Origin of the sequence: Bacillus sp. ILBB4, assembly GCF_035064545.1 — a bacterium.
Taxonomy (GTDB): Bacteria; Bacillota; Bacilli; order Bacillales; family Bacillaceae_H; genus Priestia.
Window position 1 is genome coordinate 90,081 of record NZ_JAIQVD010000001.1, and the last position, 24,468, is coordinate 114,548.

Genomic DNA, 24,468 nt, shown 5'->3' on the forward strand with positions numbered 1-24,468 from the left:
TGTACACAAACTTAAAAAAGCACCTCGATTAACTAAGGTACTTTTTTAAGTTTGCTCTATTTCGACGTGGGAGCTGCTTTGACTTCGGTTGTGTTTCATCGGGTACATGCTGTTGAAAAACAAAGGCAAACAGTGTGATCCCCAATATATAAAAGTCGAGCCTGTCTTGTCCAACTGAAAAATAATTAGTTTGTATTTTGTCCCCCGCCATTCAGCCCTTCTTTTATGTACGCGTTAACCTGACTATTTGAAAGCAATCCAATATGTCCAATGCCATAAAGTTGAATATTTCTTGCTCCTTGCAGCCTAGAGAGACTATTAACAACAATTTGATCATTTATGCTGTAGATCGACGTATAAAGAATTTTTTGATTGAGATCTGTACCTGGGAGTGCTGTCGAAGAAACTAAACCATTCGCCCCTCCTAACGTCACGACATTTTCAATCTTATTCCCTCCCCCTAGATATTTAATATAGTACAGCGTGTTTGCTCCCCCCATACTATGAGCAACAATATCTACCTTCTTAGCACCCGTCTCTTTCAACACTTGATCAATGTATCGAGCAAGCTGAGGTCCATTATTCAAATTGTTGCCTGTCTTATCTATAAAATCAATAGCATAAAGATCATTGCGATCCCACCCTTGAGCGATTAGATAGTTTTTGATAGCAATAAAGTTATAGGACGCACCGCTGATTCCATGAACAAGAACAACCGGATTGTGGTTTGCTTGGGCCTTAGCATTCGAAGGCTGAATTCCTAATGCAGATACAACCAGGGATAAAGCAAAAATTAATGCGACAAACGTTTTCTTCATTTCTTTTCTCCTCCTCAAAATGTGTAAGTAACAACCTCTATAGATTATATATAAAAATCCTAATATGGTAAACTTATACTTATAAGGTATTTAAAGTTATATTCATTTGTTATCTGTGGTATTTTTTTATAGTAGCTTATATGATAATGAGCATCACCTACTTCTATTACGTTAGATCCTTTTTATAATTAAAAAAATCCCCCCGGAAATAATTTTGATAGACCGTACGAAAAACAGGCTTATAGTTTGTTTTCTTTTCTTGATTACTGTCCGTTTTATGTTAACTAAAATACTACATACAACCTAAACACAAAAGAACTACTGCTCCTGAACAGTAGCTCCTTCTCTTTATACGTAATATTTTAAAACACCTTCAGTAGCATGCTCGGAGGATGAAACATTATTTATTAAGAACGTTTTTCTAATCATCTAACCTTTTACGGTCATCTGCTTGAGGAGGCTGTTCCATCCAGTGATTATCAATCATATCTTTCCCAATACGGCTATAAATCCACAAGCTATCCAAGGCCGCCTTTTCATAGTGTGCTGAAATATCAGCTCTCATACTTGCAATGAGAGCTGCGTTATAATAAGTAACTGCTACACCAAAAAGGAAACCTGTTTGAAGAAGCATAAGCCGATCTGAAAAAGGAGAAATATTGGAATTTGTAACCTCTGTTTCGCATGATTGAGGTAGATGAAGGTTGTCTTTGGTTAATAAGGATGAAAACACATCAATGTGTTTGTTTTTTACTTGCAGGCTTTTTTCTAATAATGCTCGTACGTTTTGATTTTTTGAAACCCGTGAAAAGCCAAGGATCATCGCTTTCGCAATAAATGTTTTGTGTAAATTAAAATAAGCATGTCCACTTTCTATTGTATTTATCGGTCTCTGTTTACCGAACACATCTGTTACATAGTGGTAGTGTTTAATCATTTCCACCTTGTTCGGTGTTATGTAAGTAGGTGGTTGCTGATAAAGTTGTTTTGAAATAAGAAGATCCTTAGTTTTTTTATAAATCTCCATCGCATTAAGGTTGCACTGATAATAAAAATCAACAATGTCTGGACGTAAGGAAGTCGTAAAAGATAAACTCATTTCATTATGTCCGTGTGTGCTCATCATATAAAGGGATTTAAGACACAAAACGTCCGTAAATAGAGGAGGAGCTTCTAAGTTTACGTCTTCTTCTGTAAATCCTTTAGGAATAGGAAACTTCTCTTTCTTAAATAATGCTTTTAAAGTATCTATGTGTTTAAGTGAATAGTGAAGAGCTGTTTGAAAAAGGCTATGTATCTCAGGATCTTGGATCGTGTGAAGCATATATTTATTTACACATATAGATAATGTTTCACGGATATAGTGTGTCCATAAATTTGCCATTTCAGCAGATGTTAATCGATTCTTTTTTTGCAATTTTCTGTTCCTCCGTATCAAAGCCATTTTTTCTTAGCTTCCCCTCCTTTTAAGCTTTCATACAAGTTAGCTTTCATACTAATATTTCCTCTAAAAAAGAAAAAGCTGCTCAAATGAGCAACTTTTTAAAAACACATACTTAAGGAAAAATATTGAATAAATCAAGATTAATTAATTATTTTTTTGTTTATATTCTGCATCAAAAGAGTTTTCACCGGCATGAACAGACAGCAAGGTATCAGCATAGCCAACTAGCCTGTTGACCAGCTCATCTGCAATTGCATAAACAAGAGGGTGGATTTCTGTTCTAAATAGTGCTGGATCATCTAAGATGACTGTAGTGTTAATAAGCACATCTCTATTTCCATAAAGGTTATAATGAATCATTGCTTTTCCTGCAGCTCCACCTGTTCTTGGATCTTCATAACCTGGAAGAAATACGTACCATTCTTCTGCTGTAGCAGACCGGAAATTTTTCGTAAAGGTCATTCCGTTGATCACTTTTTCAATCTGCGTTTTTTGCTCCAAATGAGCTGCATCTACAATTTTCTTCTTCATAACGCACTCCTCATCACATTAGCGAAATTCTTCGTCAGCAGGCGTAGCCTCTACAGCGATTTGATAAGCATCTAAAATGGAGTCACGTTCCTCAGGATCAGTCAATCCAACAAGATATTGTTCACCCTTTTCATCTTCAACGCGCATCAACAGCGCTTCCCCGTTCGATTGCAGCAAAGCATAAGTCTGATTTCTCATATCAAATAAAGCCTCAACTGCGTATTGTTTTTCAATACCTTTTTCATCTTCAATGGTTATAAGATCTCTTTCCCTACTGCTCACTTTTCGTTCACCTCCACTAAAAATCTTCCCGGTTACTTTACCCGTTCTTCTCTGCTTCTATAATCGTACAAAATGAAATTCAATAGCGAAGGCGAATAGGGAGTTTAGTTATGGATATATCTAAAAAAATAGTTATTTATTCGTCTATTGGAGAATGAAACTTTAAGAAATGATTAAAAAAATGTTTTTACAATATCGTGTTGTGAATGACATTCATGGCAGTACCAATTAATTTCTAAAGCATCTTCTGTGAGGGTATGTATAGTTTCTTTTCTGCACTTTTTACAGTATTCTTTTTTCTGACGTGTCTTTGACAATATAACCCCTTCCTCTCTTGCATTTTTAATTTTATGCTTCGTATAAAAATAACCATTGATACGGTACCTAAAGAGGATTGCAATAGCAATTGCAATCCTCTTCTCACATGGCAACTTTTAGATAACAAGGAAATGAAACATCTAATCCCACTTTTTACAGTGTCGGTTGTTTCTAAAAATTAGTATGTCACCCTGATCAAGAAATAAACATCCATAATTTACCATGTATATACTTCTTGGCCCCTAGGAAACTTAAGAAAAACAAGGAGGTGACACAACATGGCAAACAACAAAAGCAGCAACAACAATGAATTATTAGTATACGGTGCTGAACAAGCAATCGATCAAATGAAATATGAAATCGCTAGCGAATTTGGTGTAAACCTTGGTGCTGATACAACTGCACGTGCAAACGGATCAGTAGGTGGCGAAATCACAAAGCGTCTTGTGCAATTAGCTGAGCAACAACTTGGCGGCGGACGCTTCTAAGACAACTTTATAATTGATGGCTGAAGGAAGAGTGGGTATCCACTCTTCCTTTTATTATGGACATTTTCTATTTATCGTCATAAGCAGAAAGCCACATAAAGCATGACAAAACAAAAAACTGCCAAAGAAGGCAGCTCTCTGTATAACAAGGGTATTGTGACTATGCCCTTATAGGCAGCTTGAATAGTATACGTAAAATAGTGGATTGTATTCACTGATAAAATTCTTTTTTTATATCTAGAAGAATAATGAAACATGATATGGAGACGTTAAGTGTGTGCATAGTAAGAAAGGTGGCACATTATTATGAATATGTTAAGGAGGATAACAATGGGTATTTTAAGTGGAAATCCTACAGATGAACCGATGCATTATGGTGAAGTATTTGGAACATGGTCGTTTCTTTCTGCTTCAAAAGGATTAGTAGCTGGTTATCAAACGTTTCTAAATCATGTAGGAGACAAGGATCTATATAAGTTGGTACAAGAAACGATTGAACAATGTCAGCAGGAAATGAAAGGTGTAGAAAAGCTATTAAAAGAAAATGGAGTGGCTTTACCTCCAACTCCGCCTGAACGTCCAGAAGCTTGTTTAGATGATATTCCAGTAGGTGCACGTGTTCAAGATCCCGAAGTTGCTGCGGCTATTTCACTGGATATAGCTGCTGGTCTAGTTGCTTGTAGTCAACTGATTGGCCAATCTATTCGTGAAGATATCGCAGCAATGTTTGGTCAAATTCACATGCAAAAAGTAGCTCTTGGTGGAAAGTTTTTGCGACTTAACAAAGAAAAAGGCTGGTTAGTTCCACCACCTCTTCACAAGTCAAAAAACACGGATTGTTGATAATGAAATTACTATAAAACGTGAAGATTTCACTTTAAGTGAACCATACCACATGCTACGAAACATTGCTTGGAAATCCTCATTTAAGGTGTATTTTTCTTTTTAGTACATGAGTTATTGATAACTTGAGCAAACTACTCAAGATGCAATAGAGAATTATCAACACAACATCTATATTTCAACGACTAGGAAAACTACTGCACAGGAGCAGTAGTTTTTTCCGTTTTTATGTTGTATAGAATATAAAAACATAGTGAACATAATGCTAGATCATGAACAAACGAGTCAAGACGCTATGAAGCATCTAACTACTTCTTTATTAACATAATACCAATTTTCAAAAATAACATGTAAAGAAGCTCTCTATGGAAAAATAAAGAGCTTTTTCTCGTCAACGAATTCTCCATTTTGATAAAGATTAAGTGTATATCAATGGATTGCATAAAATAAGTAAACAAGACCATATTAAATATGAATGATAGGTATAAAAGTTTATTTTCTTCCAATCATAGGAGATTGTATATGAATAATTATAAAAATGATAATACTGCAAGACGCTATATTGCTCATGTTAGTATATTTGGAACGACTCAAATTCATTTAAGAAACCCTTATATTGTTGCTTGGTGGTCAGCAGCTTTTCCTGGGTTTGGACACTTGCTACTGTCTAAATACCTTCGCGGCTTTGTGTTATTTATATGGGAGGTCGTCATAAACCTTAAATCTCATGTAAATTTAGCAATGATTTATTCTTTTCAAGGAAACATTGATATGGCCAAAGACGTGCTTAATACAAGATGGCTTCTCATTTATATTCCCGTTTATATTTTTGCTATATGGGATAGTTACCGAACAACCGTTGATTTAAATAAAATATACGTGTTAGCTGAAAGAGAAAATCATCGGTTCAACTCCTTTAGTATAGGAGCCATGGAAATAAACTATTTAGATAAAAGGAATCCCATTTTGTCGGTTGCCTGGTCCTTTTTGATGCCAGGTCTAGGACAACTCTATATTCATCGGATCATTGGTGCTTTCTTTGTTATCATTTGGGCAGTCATTTTCTTTTATTATTCTCACCTGCTTGAAGGGATTTCTCTGCTATTTTTAGGAGAAATAAAACAGGCTACTTCCGTTTTAAATAAAGAATGGTTGTTATTTTTCCCTTCTCTATATGGTTTTGCTACTTTTGATTCCTATATGAATACTGTTGAGAATAATAAACTTGTGGAAAGAGAGCAAAAAAATTTCTTCGAGAAAACGTATCAACATCCAAGCTTTTGTATTGCGAAAGGAAAAAAGGTGGAGTGAAAACATGCAGGTCTTTTCTACATTTGAATACTCCAGTTACATAGAATTAGCTGTTTCAGAGCTAGAAAAAAAAGGGATAAAGAAAGAAGATATATTTATTGTCCCCCTTAATAATCGAACGGAAGATCGCCGGTTTTTTGATAGCCTTCATCGAGCAGATGGAGTTTCTCTTATTGATTTAGGAATGGCTCTAGCCACAGCCTTTTCAGTCATTGGTGCAAGCATTGGGTTTAAACTAAGCTGGGGCCCCATCTACTGGGGAATAATTAGTGCTTTTATCGGATTTATCTTAGGACTAGGAATTAAACTATTTATGTTTAAAGTAATCAGGAAAAATCAACGACTTTTACGCGGCAAACATTCGGAAGTCATACTCATTGTTGATTGTCATACGGTGGACGCCGGAGTGGTTGAACAAACTTTGTGGAAAAACCTTGCCTTAGGTGTTTCAAAAGTCAGATCTGATGGCTTATAAAAATAAGGGATCACCGTCCACTATAATATGGAGATACAGAATGAATGATATCACTATTTAGGGTTAGAGATAACTTCCTTAACGCATTGAGGGAGTTTTTCTGTTTTTAAGCTGTATACTCTTTAATTAGCATAATGTCATTTATTAGAACCAAAAAAGCTTTTAAAAAGAGCTTTTTTGGTTCTAATAAATGTTAAATGCCTTTCTACCATCCTTTTTGATTTTTTAATGTGGTAATATGAGCAATATGATGCTTTCCATGCCAAGCGTAAGTGGCTATTAATTGCTCAATCGTCACTTCCCCGTTTTCAGGATGGTGGATCATTTTCTTCAAATCTTTTTCATTAAGTGAGTTTAACACTTTATGAAGCCGCTTATGTAAAGCTGAAAAAAGTTGGAGCGAAATTTCTATGGGCAACTCATTATCAGGAAGATCCGACCAAGCCACTTCATCATATGCTTTAATAGTAGGCTCATACTCTGTTAAACCTAATTTAAAACGAGTATAAGCATTCATATGGGAGTCAGCTAAATGATGGACAACTTGACTTAATTTCCAGCCGCCTTCTCGGTAAGGCGTGGCTAATTGTTCTTTTGTCAGACCTTCTACAGCATCAGCTAATTGCTTTGGTGCATCTCCAATGTCATGAATCCACCCTTGAATATCTTCTTTCTGAATATTTTCTTTCACGGTAAATTTCCCAATAGGATATTGATTAAACATATTTTTTCCTCTCTTTCTATTTTTATTAATATCTATTATAGCAATTTTAAGTGTATATAAATTAAAAAATTCAGAATTATCTCTAAGTAAGCAACTACAATTTTAAATATAGTGTGTACTTTCAGTTACCATGATGGACCTTCTCTGCAGTACAATGATCTGCCTTTGCTATAATTCATGATAATTATCTCCCTAAATTAGGCCGCTTTTAATTAAAACAATAAACATATGGATAAACTTGCCGTAAAATTAAGTTGAGGTGAGTAAATTGAGCAGTGATTATAAAAGCTATTTCTACAAAAAGTTCTTTTTAATATATTTTATTACCGTTTCCTTATTTATTATCGTTGATATTATAGAATCAAGAAGAATTACACTTTTTTCTTTTGGAGACAGCTGGAATTTCATTTTGTATCAAATTGGTTTTTGGTTAATTTCTATTGGCTTTTTTAGTGCATTCATTGCAAACTTATTATGGAAAATGAAAAAAGATAAGTAATCAATAGGAATCAAAAACCGAAAATATATGGTAATATTAAACATATAATCGCTATAAAGGATGAAGAATTATGATTAGAAAATATTCGAGCATAGGCTCTATACTATTTTTAATATTAGCCTGTTGTTTCTGGTTCTTTAGTGGTAACCTATTTTCCATGAATGGTTTCTGGGGAGGAAATATCTTATTAGGACTGTTTGGACTTTCCCTTATATTAGCTATTATTGGAAAAGGGATATTGAGAGTCTTAAGTTTAGTTGGGTTATTAGGAATAGCTATTGTTGTTTTTCTATTTGCTATTGGTTTGAATGGTGGATAATTCTAAAAAATATTATGCATATGTTATTCGCTTCTAGTTAAAACCATACCAGTTATTGGTACTAAAAAGGAATCTTCAATTGAATACCCCTTTTTTGCTGTTTATTCATTAACTCAGGATATAGTCCAGACAAATCGAGTTATTATCATACTGCTTATAGAAACTAAAAAGCTTGGAACCACCGTGGTTCTAAGCTTTTTAATCATTGTCTATATCGTCTTGCTTAAAAGAATTGGACAATCGAAAAAATAATGAAAGAAAGACATATCGCCAAAATCATTTTTTCTGACGAAAGATTTTTAAAAATAACGCCCAAGCACATTATTAATCACACTGCATCTGTCATTATATATAAATTGGATGGAGTAATTTTATTTTCTAAAATTAAGTATGGATGGCACTTCATTAAAGCCAGTTTAAGAACTTCTGGCACTCTCTCTTCATCATACGCGCATACTAAATATAATCCGCCTTTGTTTACTAATTTGTCTGCTTCATTTTCAAACTCTTCTAAAATAGGTATAATTCCTTCTTGCTGTCCCCACTCTACATGAGCCCATATTTGAAAAGACGTATTGTTTTTATAGAAAGGCTCTAAATGTTTAGAAAGATGTTCAAAAATTATGGCAGGCTGAAAACTTCCACTTGAACAGTAATAATCAAAATTATTAATGGTATGTATATATGTTAATTGGTCTTTAGTTAAAATTCCCTCTAATCTTTTAAAAATCAGCGGAATTAGTCTTTCACTTTCTATAACTAAAGTATGTCTCTCCTGTTCAATCCCTGACACAATATAAGACACAAGGTTATCTAAGTAACTTCTCATATCGTCAATATTATAGTAAATATGAACGCTTTCATTATTCTGTATCAATTGAGCAAACTGATTTTTCAAGTGTGTACGCTCCCTTATATAAAATCAACCTAAATGTTAAGACTCTTAAACTAGTAAATTGTCTATTCGTTAGAACAATTCTACGCTTTGCATTCTTGTCTGTCAAAACTAGATGTTTTCCCCTTTGTTTTAGGGTGTACGGCTGTTTTTTAGAATAGTGTACCTATGTTGTAAGTGAGATAACGTTTGCGCAGTTATTCTGGCGATTTGACTAAAGAATACTATACCCTTCTCAAATACGATTAAAACTTAATAAGAAAGAATGAAAGAATTAAGTTCATTTATCCTTTTATTCGATAAATTCTCATGTAACATTACTTTCTATTTGTAAATAAAGGCAGCAGTCATCTATTTTTTAGTTTGATAGCCTATGGACAACTAGTTAACCTAAAGTCTCTTTCCGGTACACACCAAAAAAAGAACCCTTGGCGCACAAGGGGTTTGCGATAGGAGATTATTCTTGTGATGCAGTTCTTTATACATCATTGACTTAACAATATTTCGTTCCGATAGGAATGAAGAACTCCTATATAAAAAGCAAACCTTTTATACACCCTTTAAAGCACATCAAAAGTAGTATTTACATTTGAAACCATGTTAAGATCTAGTAGTCATTTATACTGAGATACGTATAAATGAACCCTTACAAAAAAGCAGCCTCGCTTGCCAATGCCGAGGCAGCTTTTTCTTATTTTTCAAGGACTTTTGTCTTAAAAATGGACGTCTGTCCTGCGAACAAATACTTAGAAATCACATATTATAATATATCTTCTAAGTGAAGGAGGTATGCTATTATGGAAAACTTAGTTAGCTATATTAAAGATTTAGGCTTTCCAATTGCCCTATCTTTTTACTTACTTGTTCGCATTGAAAGCAAATTAGATCGAATTACAGAGCTGCTTCAAGTTCTTATTGAAAAAAAGACAAGCAATAAGCAGACTGCTATTTATACCCAAAGCGAACTCGTGCCTTCGTTTTCAAGATGCAGCACGTTCACTTCTGTTCCTTTATCATACCCATGCTCTCCACCTAGAAGAACAACCAGCGCATTTGCTGCAGCTAATGACGAAATAGCGCCTGACTTGTCCATTCCAACTGGCGTTACAACAAGCCTTCCGCCTTCGTCTGTAATTTCTCCTCGCACCATTCTCGTAAATGCATTAGGCTCTTTAAAACGTCCGTTTAACACCGCTTTTGTTTTATGTAAATGGGGCGCCGTTGAATGCAAAAAGCTGCGAACAATCGGACGAACAAACAGTTCGAACCCGACATAGCAAGCAGAAGGATTTCCCGATAGTCCAAACAGCAGCTGCCCGTTTCGTTCTGCGACTGTTGTGACGCTTCCCGGCCGCATCGCAATTTTGTTAAACAGCATATTGGCGCCAAGCTTTTCATAAATAGCCGGCAAATAATCATAGTCCCCAACGGATACCCCACCGGTTGTCAGCAAAATATCCACTTCTTCGAGCGCTTTTTCTACTGCTTCATAGCAGCGGTCAAAATCATCTTCAAGCTTCCCTAAATATTTCGGAATTCCCCCGCTTCTTACGATTTGCGCGAGTGCCATATAGGAGTTGCTGTTGCGGATTTTTCCTGGTTCTAACGGCTCGTTCACATCAAGCAGTTCGCTTCCTGTTGTTAAAACCCCAACAACCGGCTGCTTCACAACAGCGACATCCGCATAGCCAAACGTAGCTAAAAAAGCGGTGACGCCTGGATTAATGCGCGTCCCTTTTGAAACAAGCACGTCTCCTTTTTTCGTTTCTTCTCCTTTTAATGCAATGTGTTCCCACTTTGAAGCAGGTCGGCTTAACGCCATATACGTTTTACCTTCTTTTTCATACGACTTCGTTACTTCAAGCATCACAACCGCATCACACGAATGAGGCACCTGCGCTCCTGTCATAATGCGCACCGCTTGAAACGGCTTTACTTCTTCTTCATAAACAGAGCCGGCGCCGATTTCACCTACTACTTCGAACTCGACAGGATGTTCACTTGAGACTTCTACGCAGTCTTGCGCTCGAACCGCAAAGCCGTCATAAAGCGATTTATTAAAATGAGGAACGTTTTGGTCGGCGATAATATCTTCTCCTAAATATCGTCCATAGCTTTCGGTGATCGATACGCGTTCGATGCTGCCTTTTCTTTTATATGTCATAACTTTTTCAATTGCTTCAGGAATTGAAATAGGTGTTCTGCTTTCTAACATACATTCTTCACTTCCTTTATGTCTGTTCACTTTTTGCGCTATGGTGTAAAATCATAGCATATCTCACTATTTCTATCATACAACAAAATTTACTGAAAAAGGATGAAAACACCGATGTCTTCTTTTACACATTTTAATGACCAAGGCCGTGCCAATATGGTCGATATTAGCGAAAAATCTATCACTCGCCGCGTCGCAACGGCTCGTTCAAGCATACTCGTTAACAAAGAAATTCACGAAGCCATTGTAGAACATAAGATCGGAAAAGGCGACGTCCTTGCTGTTGCACAAGTAGCGGGAATCATGGCAGCAAAACGCACGTCTGACATTATTCCGATGTGTCACCCTCTTCTATTAAAAGGCGTAAACCTTTCATTTGACTGGGATACAAGCAATGATCAATATCGTTTATTAATAGAAGCAACGGTAAAAACGGAAGGCTCAACGGGTGTTGAAATGGAAGCTTTAACCGCTGCTTCTGCCTGCGCATTAACTGTCTATGATATGTGCAAAGCCATTGATAAAGGCATGATTATCGGCGAAACGTATCTGCTTGAAAAATCAGGCGGCAAAAACGGTGACTACAAGCGCACAGAATCGTAAAGGAGGTACATAATGAGCGTACATGAACATAAATCTAAAGCAACGCACCCCGTTCGCTGCAAAATCATTACGGTATCCGATACACGTACAAAAGAAACCGATAAAAGCGGCGCGCTGATGATCCAACTTCTGAAAGAACACGACATGCAGGTCGCTTCCTATGAAATTGTAAAAGACGACCAAACGTCGATTCAACAAGCGATACTTGCCGGATGCAGTGATGAGGACATTGACGTTGTTCTCACAAACGGCGGGACTGGCATTACAAAACGAGACGTCACGATTGAAGCCGTTCAAGCGCTGATTCATAAAGAAATCGTTGGGTTTGGCGAGCTGTTTCGCATGCTGAGCTACACCGAAGACATTGGCAGCGCGGCGATTATGAGCCGGGCAATTGCCGGGACGATTAACGAAAAAGCCGTTTTTTCTACACCAGGATCAAGCGGTGCTGTTCGTCTAGCTATGACCAAGCTGATTTTGCCCGAACTTCGCCACGTTGTGTGGGAATTAAACCGCCAGCGCTGACAAAATGCCTATGCACACGCATAGGCATTTTCATTAATCATAGTCTTTATGTACCCACTCATCTTCTGGAATACCTAAATCTTCTCCAGAAAAACGCTCTTCTTTAAACGGATCTCCTCTAAGATGAAAGCCGTTTTGCTCCCAAAAGCCAGGATGATTTTCATCAATGACTTCAAAGCCTCGAAGCCATTTAACACTTTTCCAAAAGTACAAATGCGGAACAACCAATCGCAGCGGATATCCGTGCTTAGCTGTAAGCGGCTCTCCGTTAAAGGAATGAGCGAGAAGAATATCGTCTCTCAGTAAATCTTTTACTTCAATGTTTGACGTATAGTCATTATCTCCGTGCAGCATGATGTATTTACTTTTCAACTCCACGCCAACTGCTTTTAAAAAGTCTGTAAACAGCACGCCCGTAAATTCATTATCAAGCCTTGTCCATCTCGTTACGCAGTGAATATCACATTTCACTGTCGTTTGCGGCATGTCCAATATATCTTGATACGAAAGCGTCACTTCTTTGTCTACCAATCCAAATACCCGAAGCGTCCACTCCTCTAAGTTATACTCCGGCACGTCGCCTTCATGTAAAATGGGAAAGCGCTCCGTTACTACCTGACCCGGAGGCACTCGTCCTTCATACTTTGGATCAATTTCTGGTGTTTTCATTCGTTTAATACGGTCTGCTTTGTTCAAATTATCACCTCGTTGTTTTTTGTACATAAAAAGCCCTTCCTTAAACTCGGTTATGATCAATATCTTTTTCTTTTAGCACATAACCTTTTTTATTCATCAGTTGAATATATTCATCTAAATGTCCTTTTTTCACCATATAGTGAAGTGCATCATCTGAATCCGTAGTCTCTGCTACATCTTGACTTCCCACTTCTAATTTGAATAAGGCTTTTGCTGTTTGAATCGGACGGTAGTCTCCAAACACTCTTTCCCAATTTAATAGCAGCAGCGCGCCGAAGATTATTATACATCCTCCAGTCGTTACGGTTAGTACAAATCGTTTTGACACACCTTTCTCTCCTTTACTTTCTTTTTCTTCTATTTAATACAACAGATTGCCTTAAACTTGTTTTACGCCAAGTACTAGATACACAGCAGCACCTAAAGCAATTGAAATACAAGATGTGCTAATCGCAAGTGAAGATGGGGACAGCTTGTTTTCTAAAAAATAGTGTGAAGCATAATTGCCGATAATCACAGCGGCTGACATCACACTTACTAATAAAACAGGCGTCAATGCAGCTTGTCCCAGTGATTGAAATCGGTAAGAAATGGATTTTTCAATTAAATAAAAGTTATAGATAACCGATACACCATACCCTCCGTACGTCGCGACAACCGGTCCAATTTCTTTAAAGCTTGAAACCAATAGTACGTTTAATACTATCTTCATAACAATTCCTAAGCCCAAGCCTAAAATTAACTTCTTTTGCTGATTAATTCCTTGAAGAATTGCGGCTGTTACTGTAAAAAGAGCAAATAAAATGGCAGCAGGCGCGTACCATTGTAAAACAACTCCACCGATTTCAGGACTGTTTTTTGCTCCAAAAATCATCATATATACCGGCTTGCCTAATAAACAAAGCCCCACGGTAGCAGGAAGAGTAAAAAATAACAGCAGCTGCAGCGTTTTTGTAATTTTCCCTTTTACTTCCCGTAAATTTCCTTGCACAAAAGAAGACGTAATGCCCGGAATCAGCGACATGCTGAAGGCAGTCGCTAAAGATACTGGCACCATCACCAAAATCTGGGCTAATCCAATAACGGAGTTGATCGTTTCGGCTTTAGCTTGTCCATATCCTATTGATTGAAAAAGCATGTTAATCGTAAACGTATCAATATTTTGATAGATAGGAATAGCTAAACCAACTAATACAAACGGAACGGCATACGTTACAAGCTCTTTGAACATTGAAGAGAACGAAACGGATTTATTATTCTTTCCGCTGTTCACTTCTTTCATAATCAACCGCTTGCGTTTCAAATAAACCGCTCCAAGAATCCCAATTCCCCCTACGCCTCCAATAAACGCTCCAAACGTACCGATTCCAACAGCTTTTGTCATTGTGCTATGAAAAAGGTGAATAACAGCGTATGCTCCTACTAAAATGAACAACACTCGCACTATTTGTTCAATAATCGTACTTAGCGCGGACGGTCCCATAGACTGGTTACCTTGAAAGTAGCCTCGTAATAGACTCATAGGCGGGATAATAATTAAAGCAAAGCTTACCATTCGGATGACGTACACTACGTCTTTTTGACTATTTCCTGAGGAATCTTTTCCGTTAATGACTAGTTCAGCGAGCCACGGTGCCATCGTATAGAGGACTAAGAAACCTATTATGCCCGTTATCGTTATTAATAGAAGTCCTGCTTTTAACAGATCTTGTCCCGCACGGTAGTTTCCAAGACCGTTATATTTCGATACATACTTCGAAACAGCAAGCGGAAGACCCATTGTCGACAAGCTTAGCATCAAGGTATATGGACCGTATGCATACTTATAAAGCGCGTAACCTGACGTTCCCACTAAGGCTGTGAAAGGAATAATATAAATAAAGCCTAAAATTTTTGTTAACAAAGAAGACGCCGTTAATAAAAGCGTACCTCTCATCAAATTTTTTTCCATACATCAAAACTCCAGAAATAAATATTGTATTTTTAACAAATACTTGATTTATTGTATCATACTTACAATTTTTATCTAGTTTTTTATAAAACATTAGAACCCTCTCTATATTACGTTTTTTACCTAATAAAGGAACAGAAACCAACCTTTTCACCTATGATAAATGAATCGTTTTTTGCTTTTTACTTTAACTGACGTTTACATTCTAAAAGACGTGTTAAATTATATATATCAGTTACCAACTAAACTAAGACTCCTTGACTATTCTGGCCTACCTGTTCTTTTAGGTAGACTGAGGTTGCTAAATCGTTATATATAGGAGGAAAAAATCATGAAAATGAAACAACGACTATCAAAAGCGGCGGCGGCTGCAACGATTACAGGAATTGCTGCGTTTGGATTTGCCCCTGTCGCTCAGCTTGATACACCAGCACACGCAGCTACATCTCAAGAAACAAGCAGTCAAAGTCAAACAGCTGTAAAAAACATTAATGAAATTTACAATGCCGCAGTAAAAGGTGAAGTGCCACGCTTAACGGCAGACTTCAAAATTGGCAAAACACTGCGTCAAGACGTTCGCGATCAGTTCGGCCCACCGCCTGAAGGTTCATCAAACAACTTTGACTACTATCATGCGGAAATGGGTCACCCTGGATATGCATTTGGCTATGACCAAAATAATGTCATTAACGAAATCCGCTATTTTGGTACAAATGTAGAGCGTCAAACAAATTTAGGGTCCATCACGCAAGCTAACTTAAAGAAAGAATTAGGTCAGCCAAACTTTACAAGCAAAGTAAAAGGTGATGGTACTACTCAAACGAGATACACGTATCACGCCGGCGCCTATGATCTTGAATTTATTTTTGATGATGCAAAAACATTAAATCACGTAAATTTAGTTGCAAAACCTTAAGAAATAGAAAAAGTAGCAGACAGCCTGCTACTTTTTTTCGTGAAATAAAACCAGTGCTGAATCGGCTACGTGTTCATACCCAATATCCATGTAAATTTTGTTAGACGTAGGGTTTGTCATATCTGTGTATAGACTTGTTGTTTGAAACCCTTCATCTAGCATAAGCTGAGAAAGCGCGGATACACAGCTTGAGGCATAGCCTTTTTTACGTTCTTTTTGAGGTGTGTACACAAAGTTAATTGTAATGTTATGAGTCGTTGGACGCGTAGCATTGGCAATCGACACATACTTCCCGTTCACTTCCCATAAAAATAACCATCCTGCTTTAATAAAAGCTTCTCCTGTTTTGACAGCTTGTTCTTTTGATACAGGCTCTCCAATGACGCCCATAAACTCCCAAATCCATTCTGTCACGAGCGAAAGATGCTCCAACCTTGCTTTTACCAGCATTCCTTCAGCATCCGCAGCTTTTTTTACTTTGTCTAACCGGTAAATGCGCTGATCCATTTTCAAAGAAGCTTCTTGATTTTTTAAATCTGCTAGTTTTTGAGAAAGATATAAAACCGTTTGTCTTTCTCCAACTAAGCCCGGTATGTCGATTTCTTGTAACAGCTCTGCCGCTTCGCTTAGTTCACCTTCCGTTAGCTTCTGTATTTGAGACAGTATGATTTGCTTAGGATGCGTTTGCAGTAACACAAGCACAGCACGGCTATCTTTAAAAATAACGCCCATAAAATTTGGTTTGCTGTTTTCATTTAAGCCGTGTAAAATGCCAAGCGCTAAGTTATGAAGAACTTCATTTTTTGATAAAAGCAGCTCTACTTGGTTTTTAAATTCCTGTACTTCTCTATATCTATGTAACTGGATCATTTTCTTTCTACCTCCGCAAATGCTCTTACCGGAAACGTTCCGGCTCCTTTTATTTTAGGAGGCACAGCGTAAAATAAAAAGGACTCGGTTAGTTGATCTAAGTGACATAAGTGTTCAGCAATCACAATATCCGCCCCTAACAGCAGCGTATGAGCTGGTCTTGCTTTTCCTTTTGTGTCGTCAATATTCATCGAATCAATTCCGACAAGAGCGGGCTGTTGAGACACTAAATAAGCTGCTGCGCTTTCCGTTAAGTATGGATGGTTTTCTAAATAATCGTCTGTATTCCAGTAGCGATCCCATCCCGTATGAATTAATACCGCTTTGCCTTTTACGTCTATATGTTGAAAATGAGATTCATCAATAGCCGTTAAAGTCGGGTCAACCGAAATGACTATTCCTTCCAGTCCGGCTGTTTTATCAATAGCCGTTTGAGCTAAATCATTTCCGTCTTTGTATCTATGAAACGGCACGTCAATATACGTACCGGTATTCGTGATCATTTCAATTTTACCGATTTGAAATTCAGTCCCTGGTTCATAAAGCTTCTTAGACGCTTCTCGGCTCAAATAATCGCAAATGATTGGTGCCGGCAAGCCTTTATGTGTGATAACTCCGTCTTCAATGATGTGGCTTAGATCAATATACGTTCTTTTTTTCATACTCCCACCCACTTTTTCAATATTCAGTAAAAATATTCTAACACAAAAAACCTCTTCCTAGTTTCCTAGAAAGAGCTTTTTTTAGAGAACATTATTAACTTGATAAACATACATCGTACGTATGCTTTGTATAAACAAATCCTTCAAAAATAAGACGGGCTGTACGCACTACTTTGATTCCATTAACCTGTCTATCTTTTAGATCCACACTGGTTTCCATAATTCCCATTGGGTGAGCAAGCCGAACGGTATCGCCTTTTAATTGAACCATTTCTGACAGAAGCGTGCCTTTTGTATAAATCGCCGCCGTTGTACAAATTGCTCCTGTAATCGCAAGCGTTTGATGCGGTTTTTGCATCGACATCATGCGAATTAATACGTCCATTTGAGAAGCAGCTTTTTCTCTGCCAGTCCCGTCGCGATGGTCCATAGGAGGAGCAATAATCGTCATTTTTGGAACCGCTGGTGATAGTTTAGTTGCTTTGTTTTGAGGTGCAAGCCCCGCTTTTTCCGCTGCAATGGAACGAATTTCTTCAAATAGCTTCAGCTGTTTGTCCGTGTATTCATGCGGAAGTTCTGTTCCCTTTAGGCCAATATCCGCTGCTTTAACAAATACAAGCGGATTTCCTACATCAACAATTGATGCTTTTATTGTCCCGATGGATGTTTGCAGAAGATCAATAGCGTTCCCGGTCGGAAGCAGTTTTCCAGTAACGGCTCCTTCTCCGTTTTCAAACGAAAGATAAATGGGTGAACCCGTACCTGGCACTCCAGGAATCATACACGATCCTTCTGTTTTCACTTTTCCGTTTTCTACTTCTACTTCCGCTACGATTACTTTTTTCGTATTCGTATTATAAATCCGCACTTTGGTCACCGGTTCCACAGGTTGTACAATTCCTTGTTCGATGGCATAAGGTCCGACCGCTGAAGAGATATTGCCGCAGTTTCCCTTAAAATCAACGAGGGATTCGCTGATGCTGACCTGTGCAAACGTGTAATCTACGTCAGCTTTCTCTAAATCTGATTTTTTTATAATCGCAATTTTACTCGTCAGCGAATTGGCTCCGCCTAACCCGTCAATTTGACGTTGATCCGGACTTCCCATTATATCTAGCAAAAACGGTTCCCAATCAGATTTGTTCACAGGCATTTCTTCATGATTGATAAAAACCCCTTTACTCGTTCCACCTCTCATAACCGTTACAGGAATGCGCGTCATATTAATCACCTTTCTCCCCTACTAACAAACGCCGAGGCGTTCATCAAACCATTTTATTTTTTTACTATGTAGAACCGGTTCATTTGCCATTTATCGTATAATAGAGGTCGTCATAAGTAAAATACATAAAATTTATTGTCTTTTTAAAAATTTTTTTATAATCTAAATACAAGGGGGAATTGGGATGGATCAAAAAGATTGGATATTAATTAAAACGCTTCACGAAGAAAAGAACATTACGCGAACGGCTGAAAGGCTCTACGTATCGCAGCCTTCTTTAAGCTACCGCCTTAAAAATCTTGAAGAAGAATTTGGCGTGTCGCTTTTCTTCAAAACGAAAAAAGGAATTGAGTTTACATCTGAAGGTGAGCATCTTGTTCGCTATGCGGAAAATATGTGGAAGCAGCTGCAGGAAACAAAAGACAGCATGCGTAATATGAGCGAAACCGTTACGGGAACGCTTCGCTTAGGTGTATCGAGTAACTTTGCACAGCATAAGCTTCCTAAAATTTTAAAACAGTTCTCTCTTCACTACCCAAATGTACAGTTCAGCGTCAATACCGGCTGGAGTACGCAAGTTATGAATCTATTAGACTCTTCGCGTGTGCACGTTGGTATTTTACGAGGCAATTATCCGTGGAACGGAGAAAAATCACTGCTGACGAAAGAACGGCTCTGCTTAATTTCGAAAAAAGAGATTGCGATCGATGACTTGCCGAACCTGCCTTATATTAATTATAAAACCGATACGTCGCTAAAAGATCTCATTCAAGACTGGTGGCATGACAAGTTTTCAGAGCCTCCGTTTGTGGCAATGGAAGTTGACCGGCAAGAAACGGCCAAAGAAATGGTCAAAAATGATTTAGGCTTTGCAATTTTACCTGAAATTTGCCTTCACTCCAGCGACAACTTATATACATACGGACTTTCATACCGAGATGAATCACCTTTGCTTCGAAACACGTGGCTCATGTATGATCCTTCTTACTTGAATCTATCGGTCGTGAAAGCATTTATTGACTTTTTAAAGCTAAGTGAAAAATAAAGCAAAAGCTAAAAAGTTTGCGTCTTGGAAGAATCTCTCTTTTAGGCCAAGCTTTTTTCTAGACTACCATTATAAAAATTTTTTATGAACTTTCTAAAAAAACCTATATTTCCTTTATTTTTAAAAATGTACTAACATGAAAACAAGAAACATCAGCGGGAGTAAAGAGCGGCTTTAAAAATTCTTAATAATCAAACTACGACTCATACATGGGGATGAGAGATGTTAGTCACGTTTTTTTACTCTAAAAGAAAACGCTTTCAGAGAAAAGAGGGAAAATAAAGGAGGTTGTTTGAATGCTAGCACTACTAGGTTTTACAATGATTATTGTCTTTACGTATCTCATTATGTCAAAAAGGATGTCTCCTATCGTAGCTTTAATGGTCATTCCACTTCTTTTTGCGGTGATTGGAGGGTTTGGTAAAGGCGTCGGAGACATGATGCTAGAAGGGTTAAAACAAGTAGCTCCGTCAGCTGCGATGCTGCTGTTCGCCATCTTATATTTCGGGGTTATGATTGATGCCGGACTGTTTGATCCACTAATTAAGCAGCTGTTAAAAATCGTAAAAGGCGATCCGCTTAAAATCGTCATCGGAACGGCTCTTTTATCGCTTTTAGTTGCACTAGACGGAGACGGTACAACCACTTATATGATTACGGTTTCTGCTCTTCTTCCCCTTTATAAACGCCTGAATATGAGTCCGTTAGTGTTAACGACAGTTGCGATGCTTTCTCTTAGTATCATGAGCAGCATGACGCCTTGGGGAGGCCCGGCTACTCGTGCGATTGTCGCCCTTCACCTCGATGCATCAGAGTTCTTTATTCCACTTCTTCCAACGTTAATTGGCGGAGCTTTGTGGGTAATCTTTACAGGCTATATCCTTGGGAAAAAAGAGCGAAGACGACTTGGTGCTATTGACATCGAGCAGTTTGAATTAAAAAGCTCGCTTGCTTTTGCTGAAGACGCGTCCTTAACTTCTCAAGAAGATATTACACAGCCTAAAAAAATCTGGATTAACTTAGCTTTAACCATTGCACTCATGGTCGTGTTAGTTTCTGGCATTTGGTCTGTTTCCGTTTTATTTATGATTGGTTTTGCGCTTGCTCTTATGATTAACTATCCAAAACTCGAGGATCAAAAAGAACGTTTAATGGCTCATGCAGGCAACGCGTTAACCGTTGCAGCGCTTGTTTTTGCAGCTGGTATTTTTACAGGAATACTATCCGGCACTAAAATGGTTGACGAAATGGCCAGCCTGTTAATTCATTTAGTCCCTGATTCACTCGGTTCGTTTTTACCGACAATCGTCGCTTTAACAAGCATGCCGTTTACATTTGTGATGAGTAACGATGCCTATTACTTTGGTGTTTTACCTATCTTCGCTGAAACTGCAGCTTCTTACGGAATTGATCCAATGGAAATTGCGCGAGCTTCAGTACTCGGACAACCTGTTCATCTGTTAAGTCCGCTCGTTGCGTCTACTTTCTTACTTGTAGGTATGGTAGGTGTTGATCTTGGTGAACATCAGCGCTTTGCATTTAAATGGGCCGTTTTAACGTCTCTTGTTCTGATTGTCCTTGCTATTATCACAGGCGCACTTACACTATTTTAATAGGAATAAAAGCTGTTATGGCTTTTTATTAATAAATTGATAAATGATAGGTGGAGGTACTTCTAAAATGTATGTAATCACGTGTTATGTAGGAAAAGGTGAAATGAGAATGTACGAGTTTGACAGTAAAGAAGAAGCGCTCTCTCAGCTAAAAAAGCTGAAAGGCTGCAGTATTCTTTCAGAAGTTGTTTACTTTAATGATTCGTCGGTTATTCCGATAGCTATTTAATTACGCAGCACTCAGCCCTATAGGTACAAACTTGATAAGCTTCCTTTCGCTCAAAAGGAAGCTTCTTTTTTTATGTTTTTTGCAAACTCCTACCAAGAAGGTTATAAAGCAGCTGCCAACCCCCTTTCCTCTCATGGACGTCTTGTTACGTTTGGCTCGTTTTGTTTTCTTGCTTCAATCATATCAATAATTCGATTGGTATGTGGAGTTAACACTGCGCATTTCTGATAGAAGGCTCCGTCTACAACAAGCAGCTCTTCATCCATTCCGCAAAACTTACAGCGCAGCTCTTGTGGTCCTGCGTAAGAGGTGTGATAAACACTATCGTTAAAGATGGTATAAAAAGTATTTCGTTGCTGCGCATCGTAAAAGCCATATTCTTTATTACTGTCATCACGATAATTAACTCCATAGTTCCGTTCAAATTCTTCTTGAGTAAATCCATCCTGCAAAAGTTCATTTTGTACTAGTTCCCTTAAACAATCCTCTATTTCCTCACCGTTAAATGAACAATCATGCACGTAAACTTCTGTTTCTTCGCTACTGTTCTCTTTTACCATCATTTCGCTGCCGCAAATCTTACAGGGGTGTTTAAGACGCTGTTGATCAAAATAAGAGAGAGTTTGGACCTTTTCAACTACTATTTCATCGCTCACCTTTTTAAACTTGATCATCACATTTTCTGTTTGACTGACGTTTTCGTTATATAACATCACTTCGTATTCATCTATATTCTTTCCGTTTTCTGTTCGACTCCAATATTCAACTACTTCATATGAAGAAATAGTAAAAAACTCTTTAAAATTCACCACTAGCATGCATCCTTCCAAAAAAGTTTACGTTCTCTGTGTACTAAGCACGCTCTATACTACCATTTTTTCAAAGACTCGCACCACTAAACGAACTTGTTTTAGATTCGCATATCCTTTCTTTATCCGGCATACATAACACTAACCCTTTTATAAGGAGGATTTCATGAATACGTATATAATCATCAGCATTGGCATTGTTGCCAGCGCATTTTTATTTCGGAAATATCGAAAGCAAGTCGTTGAAATATATACAATCAGTGAATTTATTCACGCTAAAAACGGCGCGGTCGCTACAAGCTCCACGTGGTTTGACAAGTTTTTTAAAGAACCTTACGCTACCGGACCAAACTATGAAAAAACAGAGGATGACGTTAGCGAGGATGGAGATGGCGGAGAATAACTAAAACAAAAAAAGATTGAGACATGACTACATCACTTTAATTTAAAGACGAACAAATTGGGCAAATGATCTATTATGGCTTGCTTATTAGACCGCTGTTTATTTCCGTGCAAGACTTTCGACTTTCGCTTTCCGCGGGCGGCCGCTGAGCCTCCTCGTCGCATAGGCTCCTGCGGGGTCTCACCTGTTCCGCTTCTCCCCCAGGAGTCTCCGTCTTGTCCTCCAATCAACAGCTAGAAGCAACTAAGTAGATTAAATCTACGCTCATCCTACCAATAAAAAAATCCGAACGTTGAAGATTCTCCATCAAGAATCTTCAACGTTCGGATCTTCCTTCAGCTAAAACACTTTTGTCCCAGTCTCTTTCTTATTAATCGTCGCTTCCTAAAATACCGAAAAAGCGCAGCAAGTTGATGAATAGATTAATAAAATCTAAATACAAAGACAATGCCAAAATCGGAACAAGCTCTTCAGTGATTTCACCGTGCTTCATTTTATTAAAATCATACAGCACATATAGTGAGAAAACAATGGTACCAATCACTGAAAATGCCATCAGTCCAGGCGTTGTTAATGGACTAAACAGCGAGAAAATGCTGATGCACACTAATGCTAACAGCGCCACTAATAAAAAGCTGCCTAAAAACCCTAGATCTTTTTTTGTTTTTGCGCCAATTACACCCATCACCGTAAAAATAACGAACGTACTTCCAAACGCATAAAGAACGACTTGCGCTCCCGCTACTGAGGCATAGTGGCTAACAATCGGAAACAGCGTGATGCCTGATATAAACGAAAACGCATATGTAAAACCGTATCCTACGCTTTTTTTCTTTCGTAACATAAATGCCGCAACCAGCATCACAAGTTCAGCAATCGCTAACGGAATAAAATAAGCCGGCGGCACATATTGACCTGCGTATAAGCCAACTGTTGAAATAAATAACGAAAAAATAAATGTTACTAATACTTTTTGAAACAGAGACCGCTGCTCTACTCCAATCACTTCTTGCATGTGTAAAACCTTCTTTCTAAAATCTGCTATATTTTATATAATACCTACCTTTTTAAGAAAAATAAAGATAATACTAAGGTCTTTTTTCTTATTTCTATAGAAAGCAAGCATAGACGCTGCCGTCTATGCTTCCTTGTCACCTCTTTATTTCGGCAACAGAATACCGTCAATAACTCCGTACTCCTTTGCCTCTTCAGCACTCATAAAATAATCTCGTTCCGTATCGTTTGCCACTTTTTCAACCGGCTGTCCCGTTCGTGTTGATATGATTTCATTAATATGCTGCTTCAATTTTAAAATCCGCCGGGCGCTAATTTCAATTTCAGTTGCCTGCCCTCTGGCTCCTCCTAGCGGCTGATGAATCATAATTTCGCTATTCGGCAGTGCATAGCGCTTTCCTTTGGCTCCTGCTAGGAGAAGCAGTGCGCCAAAAGAAGCAGCCATGCCCGTGCAAATCGTTTGAACATCCGGTTCGATATACTGCATCGTATCATAAATCGCAAACCCTGCTGAAGTTGAACCTCCAGGGCTGTTAATGTAAAGCGAAATATCTTTTTTAGGATCATCTGCCGCAAGAAATAAGAGCTGTGCGACCACGCTGTTGGCAATATGATCATTGATTTCATCACCAATTAAAATAATTCGGTCTTTTAACAGCCTCGAATAAATATCATACGAACGTTCACCGCGGTTACTTTGTTCAATTACATATGGAATCGTGCTCATATATATCCTCCTTATCACACG

The 24,468-nt window shown here is 37.9% G+C and carries 30 protein-coding genes and 1 pseudogene; 14 read left to right on the forward strand and 17 right to left on the reverse strand.

Annotated elements, in window-relative coordinates:
• Positions 1-185 precede the first annotated feature (185 nt).
• The 4 genes from LAV82_RS00550 to LAV82_RS00565 form a co-directional block, all read right to left on the reverse strand.
• Positions 186-818 carry an esterase/lipase family protein gene (locus LAV82_RS00550; protein ID WP_499715411.1) on the reverse strand — a complete coding sequence of 211 codons (633 nt, stop codon included), beginning with the start codon at positions 816-818 and terminating at the stop codon, positions 186-188.
• Positions 819-1,239: 421 nt separating this feature from the next.
• The gene (locus LAV82_RS00555; protein WP_244856534.1) at positions 1,240-2,235 is read right to left on the reverse strand and encodes a DUF3231 family protein; all 996 of its coding nucleotides are present in this window, start codon (positions 2,233-2,235) and stop codon (positions 1,240-1,242) included.
• 171 nt (positions 2,236-2,406) lie between these two features.
• Positions 2,407-2,793, reverse strand: a complete 387-nt coding sequence (locus LAV82_RS00560) for a hypothetical protein (RefSeq protein ID WP_499715412.1) — start codon at positions 2,791-2,793, stop codon at positions 2,407-2,409.
• Between the two features lie 18 nt (positions 2,794-2,811).
• The gene (locus LAV82_RS00565; RefSeq protein ID WP_013058451.1) at positions 2,812-3,075 is read right to left on the reverse strand and encodes a DUF1292 domain-containing protein; all 264 of its coding nucleotides are present in this window, start codon (positions 3,073-3,075) and stop codon (positions 2,812-2,814) included.
• A 596-nt stretch (positions 3,076-3,671) separates the two neighbouring features.
• Between LAV82_RS00565 and LAV82_RS00570 the strand changes: the two genes are divergently transcribed.
• The 4 genes from LAV82_RS00570 to LAV82_RS00585 all read left to right on the forward strand — a co-directional run bounded on the left by LAV82_RS00570 (position 3,672) and on the right by LAV82_RS00585 (position 6,510).
• Entirely contained in the window at positions 3,672-3,881 is a 210-nt protein-coding gene (locus tag LAV82_RS00570; RefSeq protein WP_013058452.1) for an alpha/beta-type small acid-soluble spore protein, read from the forward strand.
• A gap of 330 nt (positions 3,882-4,211) precedes the next feature.
• Positions 4,212-4,724: a DUF3231 family protein gene (locus LAV82_RS00575; RefSeq protein WP_211077554.1), complete on the forward strand. Its 513-nt coding sequence runs from the start codon at positions 4,212-4,214 to the stop codon at positions 4,722-4,724.
• A 522-nt stretch (positions 4,725-5,246) separates the two neighbouring features.
• Complete coding sequence (locus LAV82_RS00580) at positions 5,247-6,035, forward strand: hypothetical protein (protein ID WP_230933325.1); 789 nt, start codon at positions 5,247-5,249, stop codon at positions 6,033-6,035.
• 4 nt (positions 6,036-6,039) lie between these two features.
• Entirely contained in the window at positions 6,040-6,510 is a 471-nt protein-coding gene (locus LAV82_RS00585; RefSeq protein WP_274155037.1) for a hypothetical protein, read from the forward strand.
• A 205-nt stretch (positions 6,511-6,715) separates the two neighbouring features.
• Here LAV82_RS00585 and LAV82_RS00590 read toward each other — a convergent pair whose 3' ends face one another.
• A complete protein-coding gene (locus tag LAV82_RS00590; protein WP_192995188.1) occupies positions 6,716-7,234 on the reverse strand; it encodes a YfiT family bacillithiol transferase in 519 nt (172 codons plus the stop codon).
• A gap of 259 nt (positions 7,235-7,493) precedes the next feature.
• Here LAV82_RS00590 and LAV82_RS00595 point away from each other — a divergent pair, with 259 nt between their 5' ends.
• Both LAV82_RS00595 and LAV82_RS00600 read left to right on the forward strand, forming a co-directional pair.
• Positions 7,494-7,733 (forward strand): hypothetical protein, encoded by a 240-nt coding sequence (locus tag LAV82_RS00595; protein WP_427125998.1) that lies wholly within the window; start codon positions 7,494-7,496, stop codon positions 7,731-7,733.
• Between the two features lie 70 nt (positions 7,734-7,803).
• Positions 7,804-8,052, forward strand: coding sequence for a hypothetical protein (locus LAV82_RS00600; RefSeq protein WP_156405027.1), 249 nt, complete (start codon positions 7,804-7,806; stop codon positions 8,050-8,052).
• Between the two features lie 328 nt (positions 8,053-8,380).
• Here LAV82_RS00600 and LAV82_RS00605 read toward each other — a convergent pair whose 3' ends face one another.
• Positions 8,381-8,950: an MEDS domain-containing protein gene (locus LAV82_RS00605; protein WP_192995193.1), complete on the reverse strand. Its 570-nt coding sequence runs from the start codon at positions 8,948-8,950 to the stop codon at positions 8,381-8,383.
• 794 nt (positions 8,951-9,744) lie between these two features.
• Here LAV82_RS00605 and LAV82_RS00610 point away from each other — a divergent pair.
• Positions 9,745-9,843 (forward strand): annotated as a pseudogene (locus LAV82_RS00610) (YvrJ family protein); the annotation flags it as partial.
• A 53-nt stretch (positions 9,844-9,896) separates the two neighbouring features.
• On the opposite strand, the gene LAV82_RS00615 reads toward LAV82_RS00610, so the two are convergent.
• Positions 9,897-11,162 (reverse strand): molybdopterin molybdotransferase MoeA, encoded by a 1,266-nt coding sequence (locus LAV82_RS00615; RefSeq protein WP_499715418.1) that lies wholly within the window; start codon positions 11,160-11,162, stop codon positions 9,897-9,899.
• A gap of 114 nt (positions 11,163-11,276) precedes the next feature.
• Between LAV82_RS00615 and moaC the strand changes: the two genes are divergently transcribed.
• Together moaC and LAV82_RS00625 are read left to right on the forward strand one after the other, a co-directional pair.
• The gene (gene moaC, locus LAV82_RS00620) at positions 11,277-11,765 is read left to right on the forward strand and encodes a cyclic pyranopterin monophosphate synthase MoaC (protein WP_192995208.1); all 489 of its coding nucleotides are present in this window, start codon (positions 11,277-11,279) and stop codon (positions 11,763-11,765) included.
• A gap of 12 nt (positions 11,766-11,777) precedes the next feature.
• A complete protein-coding gene (locus LAV82_RS00625) occupies positions 11,778-12,290 on the forward strand; it encodes a MogA/MoaB family molybdenum cofactor biosynthesis protein (protein WP_192995210.1) in 513 nt (170 codons plus the stop codon).
• 33 nt (positions 12,291-12,323) lie between these two features.
• Here LAV82_RS00625 and LAV82_RS00630 read toward each other — a convergent pair whose 3' ends face one another.
• Genes LAV82_RS00630 through LAV82_RS00640 form a run of 3 tightly spaced genes read right to left on the reverse strand, consistent with a single transcriptional unit; the run spans position 12,324 to position 14,937 of the window.
• Entirely contained in the window at positions 12,324-12,986 is a 663-nt protein-coding gene (locus LAV82_RS00630) for a sulfite oxidase-like oxidoreductase (protein WP_328147317.1), read from the reverse strand.
• A 40-nt stretch (positions 12,987-13,026) separates the two neighbouring features.
• Positions 13,027-13,314, reverse strand: a complete 288-nt coding sequence (locus LAV82_RS00635) for a hypothetical protein (protein WP_499715419.1) — start codon at positions 13,312-13,314, stop codon at positions 13,027-13,029.
• 51 nt (positions 13,315-13,365) lie between these two features.
• Positions 13,366-14,937: a putative polysaccharide biosynthesis protein gene (locus LAV82_RS00640; protein WP_499715421.1), complete on the reverse strand. Its 1,572-nt coding sequence runs from the start codon at positions 14,935-14,937 to the stop codon at positions 13,366-13,368.
• 331 nt (positions 14,938-15,268) lie between these two features.
• Here LAV82_RS00640 and LAV82_RS00645 point away from each other — a divergent pair, with 331 nt between their 5' ends.
• Entirely contained in the window at positions 15,269-15,853 is a 585-nt protein-coding gene (locus LAV82_RS00645; protein ID WP_211077547.1) for a YjgB family protein, read from the forward strand.
• A gap of 27 nt (positions 15,854-15,880) precedes the next feature.
• Here the strand turns inward: LAV82_RS00645 and LAV82_RS00650 are convergent, their stop codons facing one another.
• The 3 genes from LAV82_RS00650 to LAV82_RS00660 form a co-directional block, all read right to left on the reverse strand.
• On the reverse strand, positions 15,881-16,723 hold the full coding sequence (locus tag LAV82_RS00650; RefSeq protein WP_499715423.1) for a GNAT family N-acetyltransferase: 843 nt from the start codon (positions 16,721-16,723) through the stop codon (positions 15,881-15,883).
• Positions 16,720-17,385, reverse strand: a complete 666-nt coding sequence (locus tag LAV82_RS00655) for a cyclase family protein (RefSeq protein WP_499715425.1) — start codon at positions 17,383-17,385, stop codon at positions 16,720-16,722. The genes LAV82_RS00650 and LAV82_RS00655 overlap by 4 nt, the downstream gene beginning before the upstream one ends.
• A 94-nt stretch (positions 17,386-17,479) precedes the next feature.
• Positions 17,480-18,607 carry a 2-methylaconitate cis-trans isomerase PrpF family protein gene (locus LAV82_RS00660; protein WP_499715736.1) on the reverse strand — a complete coding sequence of 376 codons (1,128 nt, stop codon included), beginning with the start codon at positions 18,605-18,607 and terminating at the stop codon, positions 17,480-17,482.
• A gap of 184 nt (positions 18,608-18,791) precedes the next feature.
• Between LAV82_RS00660 and LAV82_RS00665 the strand changes: the two genes are divergently transcribed.
• From LAV82_RS00665 to LAV82_RS00675, 3 genes are all read left to right on the forward strand, one after another.
• Complete coding sequence (locus tag LAV82_RS00665) at positions 18,792-19,652, forward strand: LysR family transcriptional regulator (RefSeq protein WP_025750019.1); 861 nt, start codon at positions 18,792-18,794, stop codon at positions 19,650-19,652.
• Between the two features lie 296 nt (positions 19,653-19,948).
• Positions 19,949-21,265 carry a CitMHS family transporter gene (locus LAV82_RS00670; RefSeq protein WP_057273811.1) on the forward strand — a complete coding sequence of 439 codons (1,317 nt, stop codon included), beginning with the start codon at positions 19,949-19,951 and terminating at the stop codon, positions 21,263-21,265.
• 67 nt (positions 21,266-21,332) lie between these two features.
• Entirely contained in the window at positions 21,333-21,494 is a 162-nt protein-coding gene (locus LAV82_RS00675) for a hypothetical protein (protein WP_013058488.1), read from the forward strand.
• A gap of 131 nt (positions 21,495-21,625) precedes the next feature.
• Here the strand turns inward: LAV82_RS00675 and LAV82_RS00680 are convergent, their stop codons facing one another.
• Complete coding sequence (locus LAV82_RS00680) at positions 21,626-22,306, reverse strand: hypothetical protein (RefSeq protein WP_499715428.1); 681 nt, start codon at positions 22,304-22,306, stop codon at positions 21,626-21,628.
• A gap of 163 nt (positions 22,307-22,469) precedes the next feature.
• Between LAV82_RS00680 and LAV82_RS00685 the strand changes: the two genes are divergently transcribed.
• Positions 22,470-22,706, forward strand: coding sequence for a hypothetical protein (locus LAV82_RS00685; protein WP_499715430.1), 237 nt, complete (start codon positions 22,470-22,472; stop codon positions 22,704-22,706).
• Between the two features lie 32 nt (positions 22,707-22,738).
• On the opposite strand, the gene LAV82_RS00690 is transcribed toward LAV82_RS00685, so the two are convergent.
• The 3 genes from LAV82_RS00690 to clpP all read right to left on the reverse strand — a co-directional run bounded on the left by LAV82_RS00690 (position 22,739) and on the right by clpP (position 24,447).
• Entirely contained in the window at positions 22,739-22,936 is a 198-nt protein-coding gene (locus LAV82_RS00690; RefSeq protein ID WP_499715431.1) for a hypothetical protein, read from the reverse strand.
• Between the two features lie 140 nt (positions 22,937-23,076).
• Positions 23,077-23,721, reverse strand: coding sequence for a Bax inhibitor-1/YccA family protein (locus tag LAV82_RS00695; RefSeq protein ID WP_097823128.1), 645 nt, complete (start codon positions 23,719-23,721; stop codon positions 23,077-23,079).
• 144 nt (positions 23,722-23,865) lie between these two features.
• Positions 23,866-24,447 (reverse strand): ATP-dependent Clp endopeptidase proteolytic subunit ClpP, encoded by a 582-nt coding sequence (gene clpP, locus LAV82_RS00700; protein WP_013058493.1) that lies wholly within the window; start codon positions 24,445-24,447, stop codon positions 23,866-23,868.
• Between the last annotated feature and the right edge of the window lie 21 nt (positions 24,448-24,468).

Excerpts from the sequence above, each read along its gene's own strand:
- LAV82_RS00550 (WP_499715411.1), bottom strand. The coding sequence starts at position 818 with ATGAAGAAAACGTTTGTCGCATTAATTTTTGCTTTATCCCTGGTTGTA.
- LAV82_RS00560 (WP_499715412.1), bottom strand. The coding sequence starts at position 2,793 with ATGAAGAAGAAAATTGTAGATGCAGCTCATTTGGAGCAAAAAACGCAG.
- LAV82_RS00570 (WP_013058452.1), top strand. The coding sequence starts at position 3,672 with ATGGCAAACAACAAAAGCAGCAACAACAATGAATTATTAGTATACGGT.
- LAV82_RS00575 (WP_211077554.1), top strand. The coding sequence starts at position 4,212 with ATGGGTATTTTAAGTGGAAATCCTACAGATGAACCGATGCATTATGGT.
- LAV82_RS00580 (WP_230933325.1), top strand. The coding sequence starts at position 5,247 with ATGAATAATTATAAAAATGATAATACTGCAAGACGCTATATTGCTCAT.
- LAV82_RS00585 (WP_274155037.1), top strand. The coding sequence starts at position 6,040 with ATGCAGGTCTTTTCTACATTTGAATACTCCAGTTACATAGAATTAGCT.
- LAV82_RS00590 (WP_192995188.1), bottom strand. The coding sequence starts at position 7,234 with ATGTTTAATCAATATCCTATTGGGAAATTTACCGTGAAAGAAAATATT.
- LAV82_RS00600 (WP_156405027.1), top strand. The coding sequence starts at position 7,804 with ATGATTAGAAAATATTCGAGCATAGGCTCTATACTATTTTTAATATTA.
- LAV82_RS00615 (WP_499715418.1), bottom strand. The coding sequence starts at position 11,162 with ATGTTAGAAAGCAGAACACCTATTTCAATTCCTGAAGCAATTGAAAAA.
- moaC (WP_192995208.1), top strand. The coding sequence starts at position 11,277 with ATGTCTTCTTTTACACATTTTAATGACCAAGGCCGTGCCAATATGGTC.
- LAV82_RS00625 (WP_192995210.1), top strand. The coding sequence starts at position 11,778 with ATGAGCGTACATGAACATAAATCTAAAGCAACGCACCCCGTTCGCTGC.
- LAV82_RS00640 (WP_499715421.1), bottom strand. The coding sequence starts at position 14,937 with ATGGAAAAAAATTTGATGAGAGGTACGCTTTTATTAACGGCGTCTTCT.
- LAV82_RS00645 (WP_211077547.1), top strand. The coding sequence starts at position 15,269 with ATGAAAATGAAACAACGACTATCAAAAGCGGCGGCGGCTGCAACGATT.
- LAV82_RS00650 (WP_499715423.1), bottom strand. The coding sequence starts at position 16,723 with ATGATCCAGTTACATAGATATAGAGAAGTACAGGAATTTAAAAACCAA.
- LAV82_RS00655 (WP_499715425.1), bottom strand. The coding sequence starts at position 17,385 with ATGAAAAAAAGAACGTATATTGATCTAAGCCACATCATTGAAGACGGA.
- LAV82_RS00660 (WP_499715736.1), bottom strand. The coding sequence starts at position 18,607 with ATGACGCGCATTCCTGTAACGGTTATGAGAGGTGGAACGAGTAAAGGG.
- LAV82_RS00665 (WP_025750019.1), top strand. The coding sequence starts at position 18,792 with ATGGATCAAAAAGATTGGATATTAATTAAAACGCTTCACGAAGAAAAG.
- LAV82_RS00670 (WP_057273811.1), top strand. The coding sequence starts at position 19,949 with ATGCTAGCACTACTAGGTTTTACAATGATTATTGTCTTTACGTATCTC.
- LAV82_RS00675 (WP_013058488.1), top strand. The coding sequence starts at position 21,333 with ATGTATGTAATCACGTGTTATGTAGGAAAAGGTGAAATGAGAATGTAC.
- LAV82_RS00685 (WP_499715430.1), top strand. The coding sequence starts at position 22,470 with ATGAATACGTATATAATCATCAGCATTGGCATTGTTGCCAGCGCATTT.
- LAV82_RS00695 (WP_097823128.1), bottom strand. The coding sequence starts at position 23,721 with ATGCAAGAAGTGATTGGAGTAGAGCAGCGGTCTCTGTTTCAAAAAGTA.
- clpP (WP_013058493.1), bottom strand. The coding sequence starts at position 24,447 with ATGAGCACGATTCCATATGTAATTGAACAAAGTAACCGCGGTGAACGT.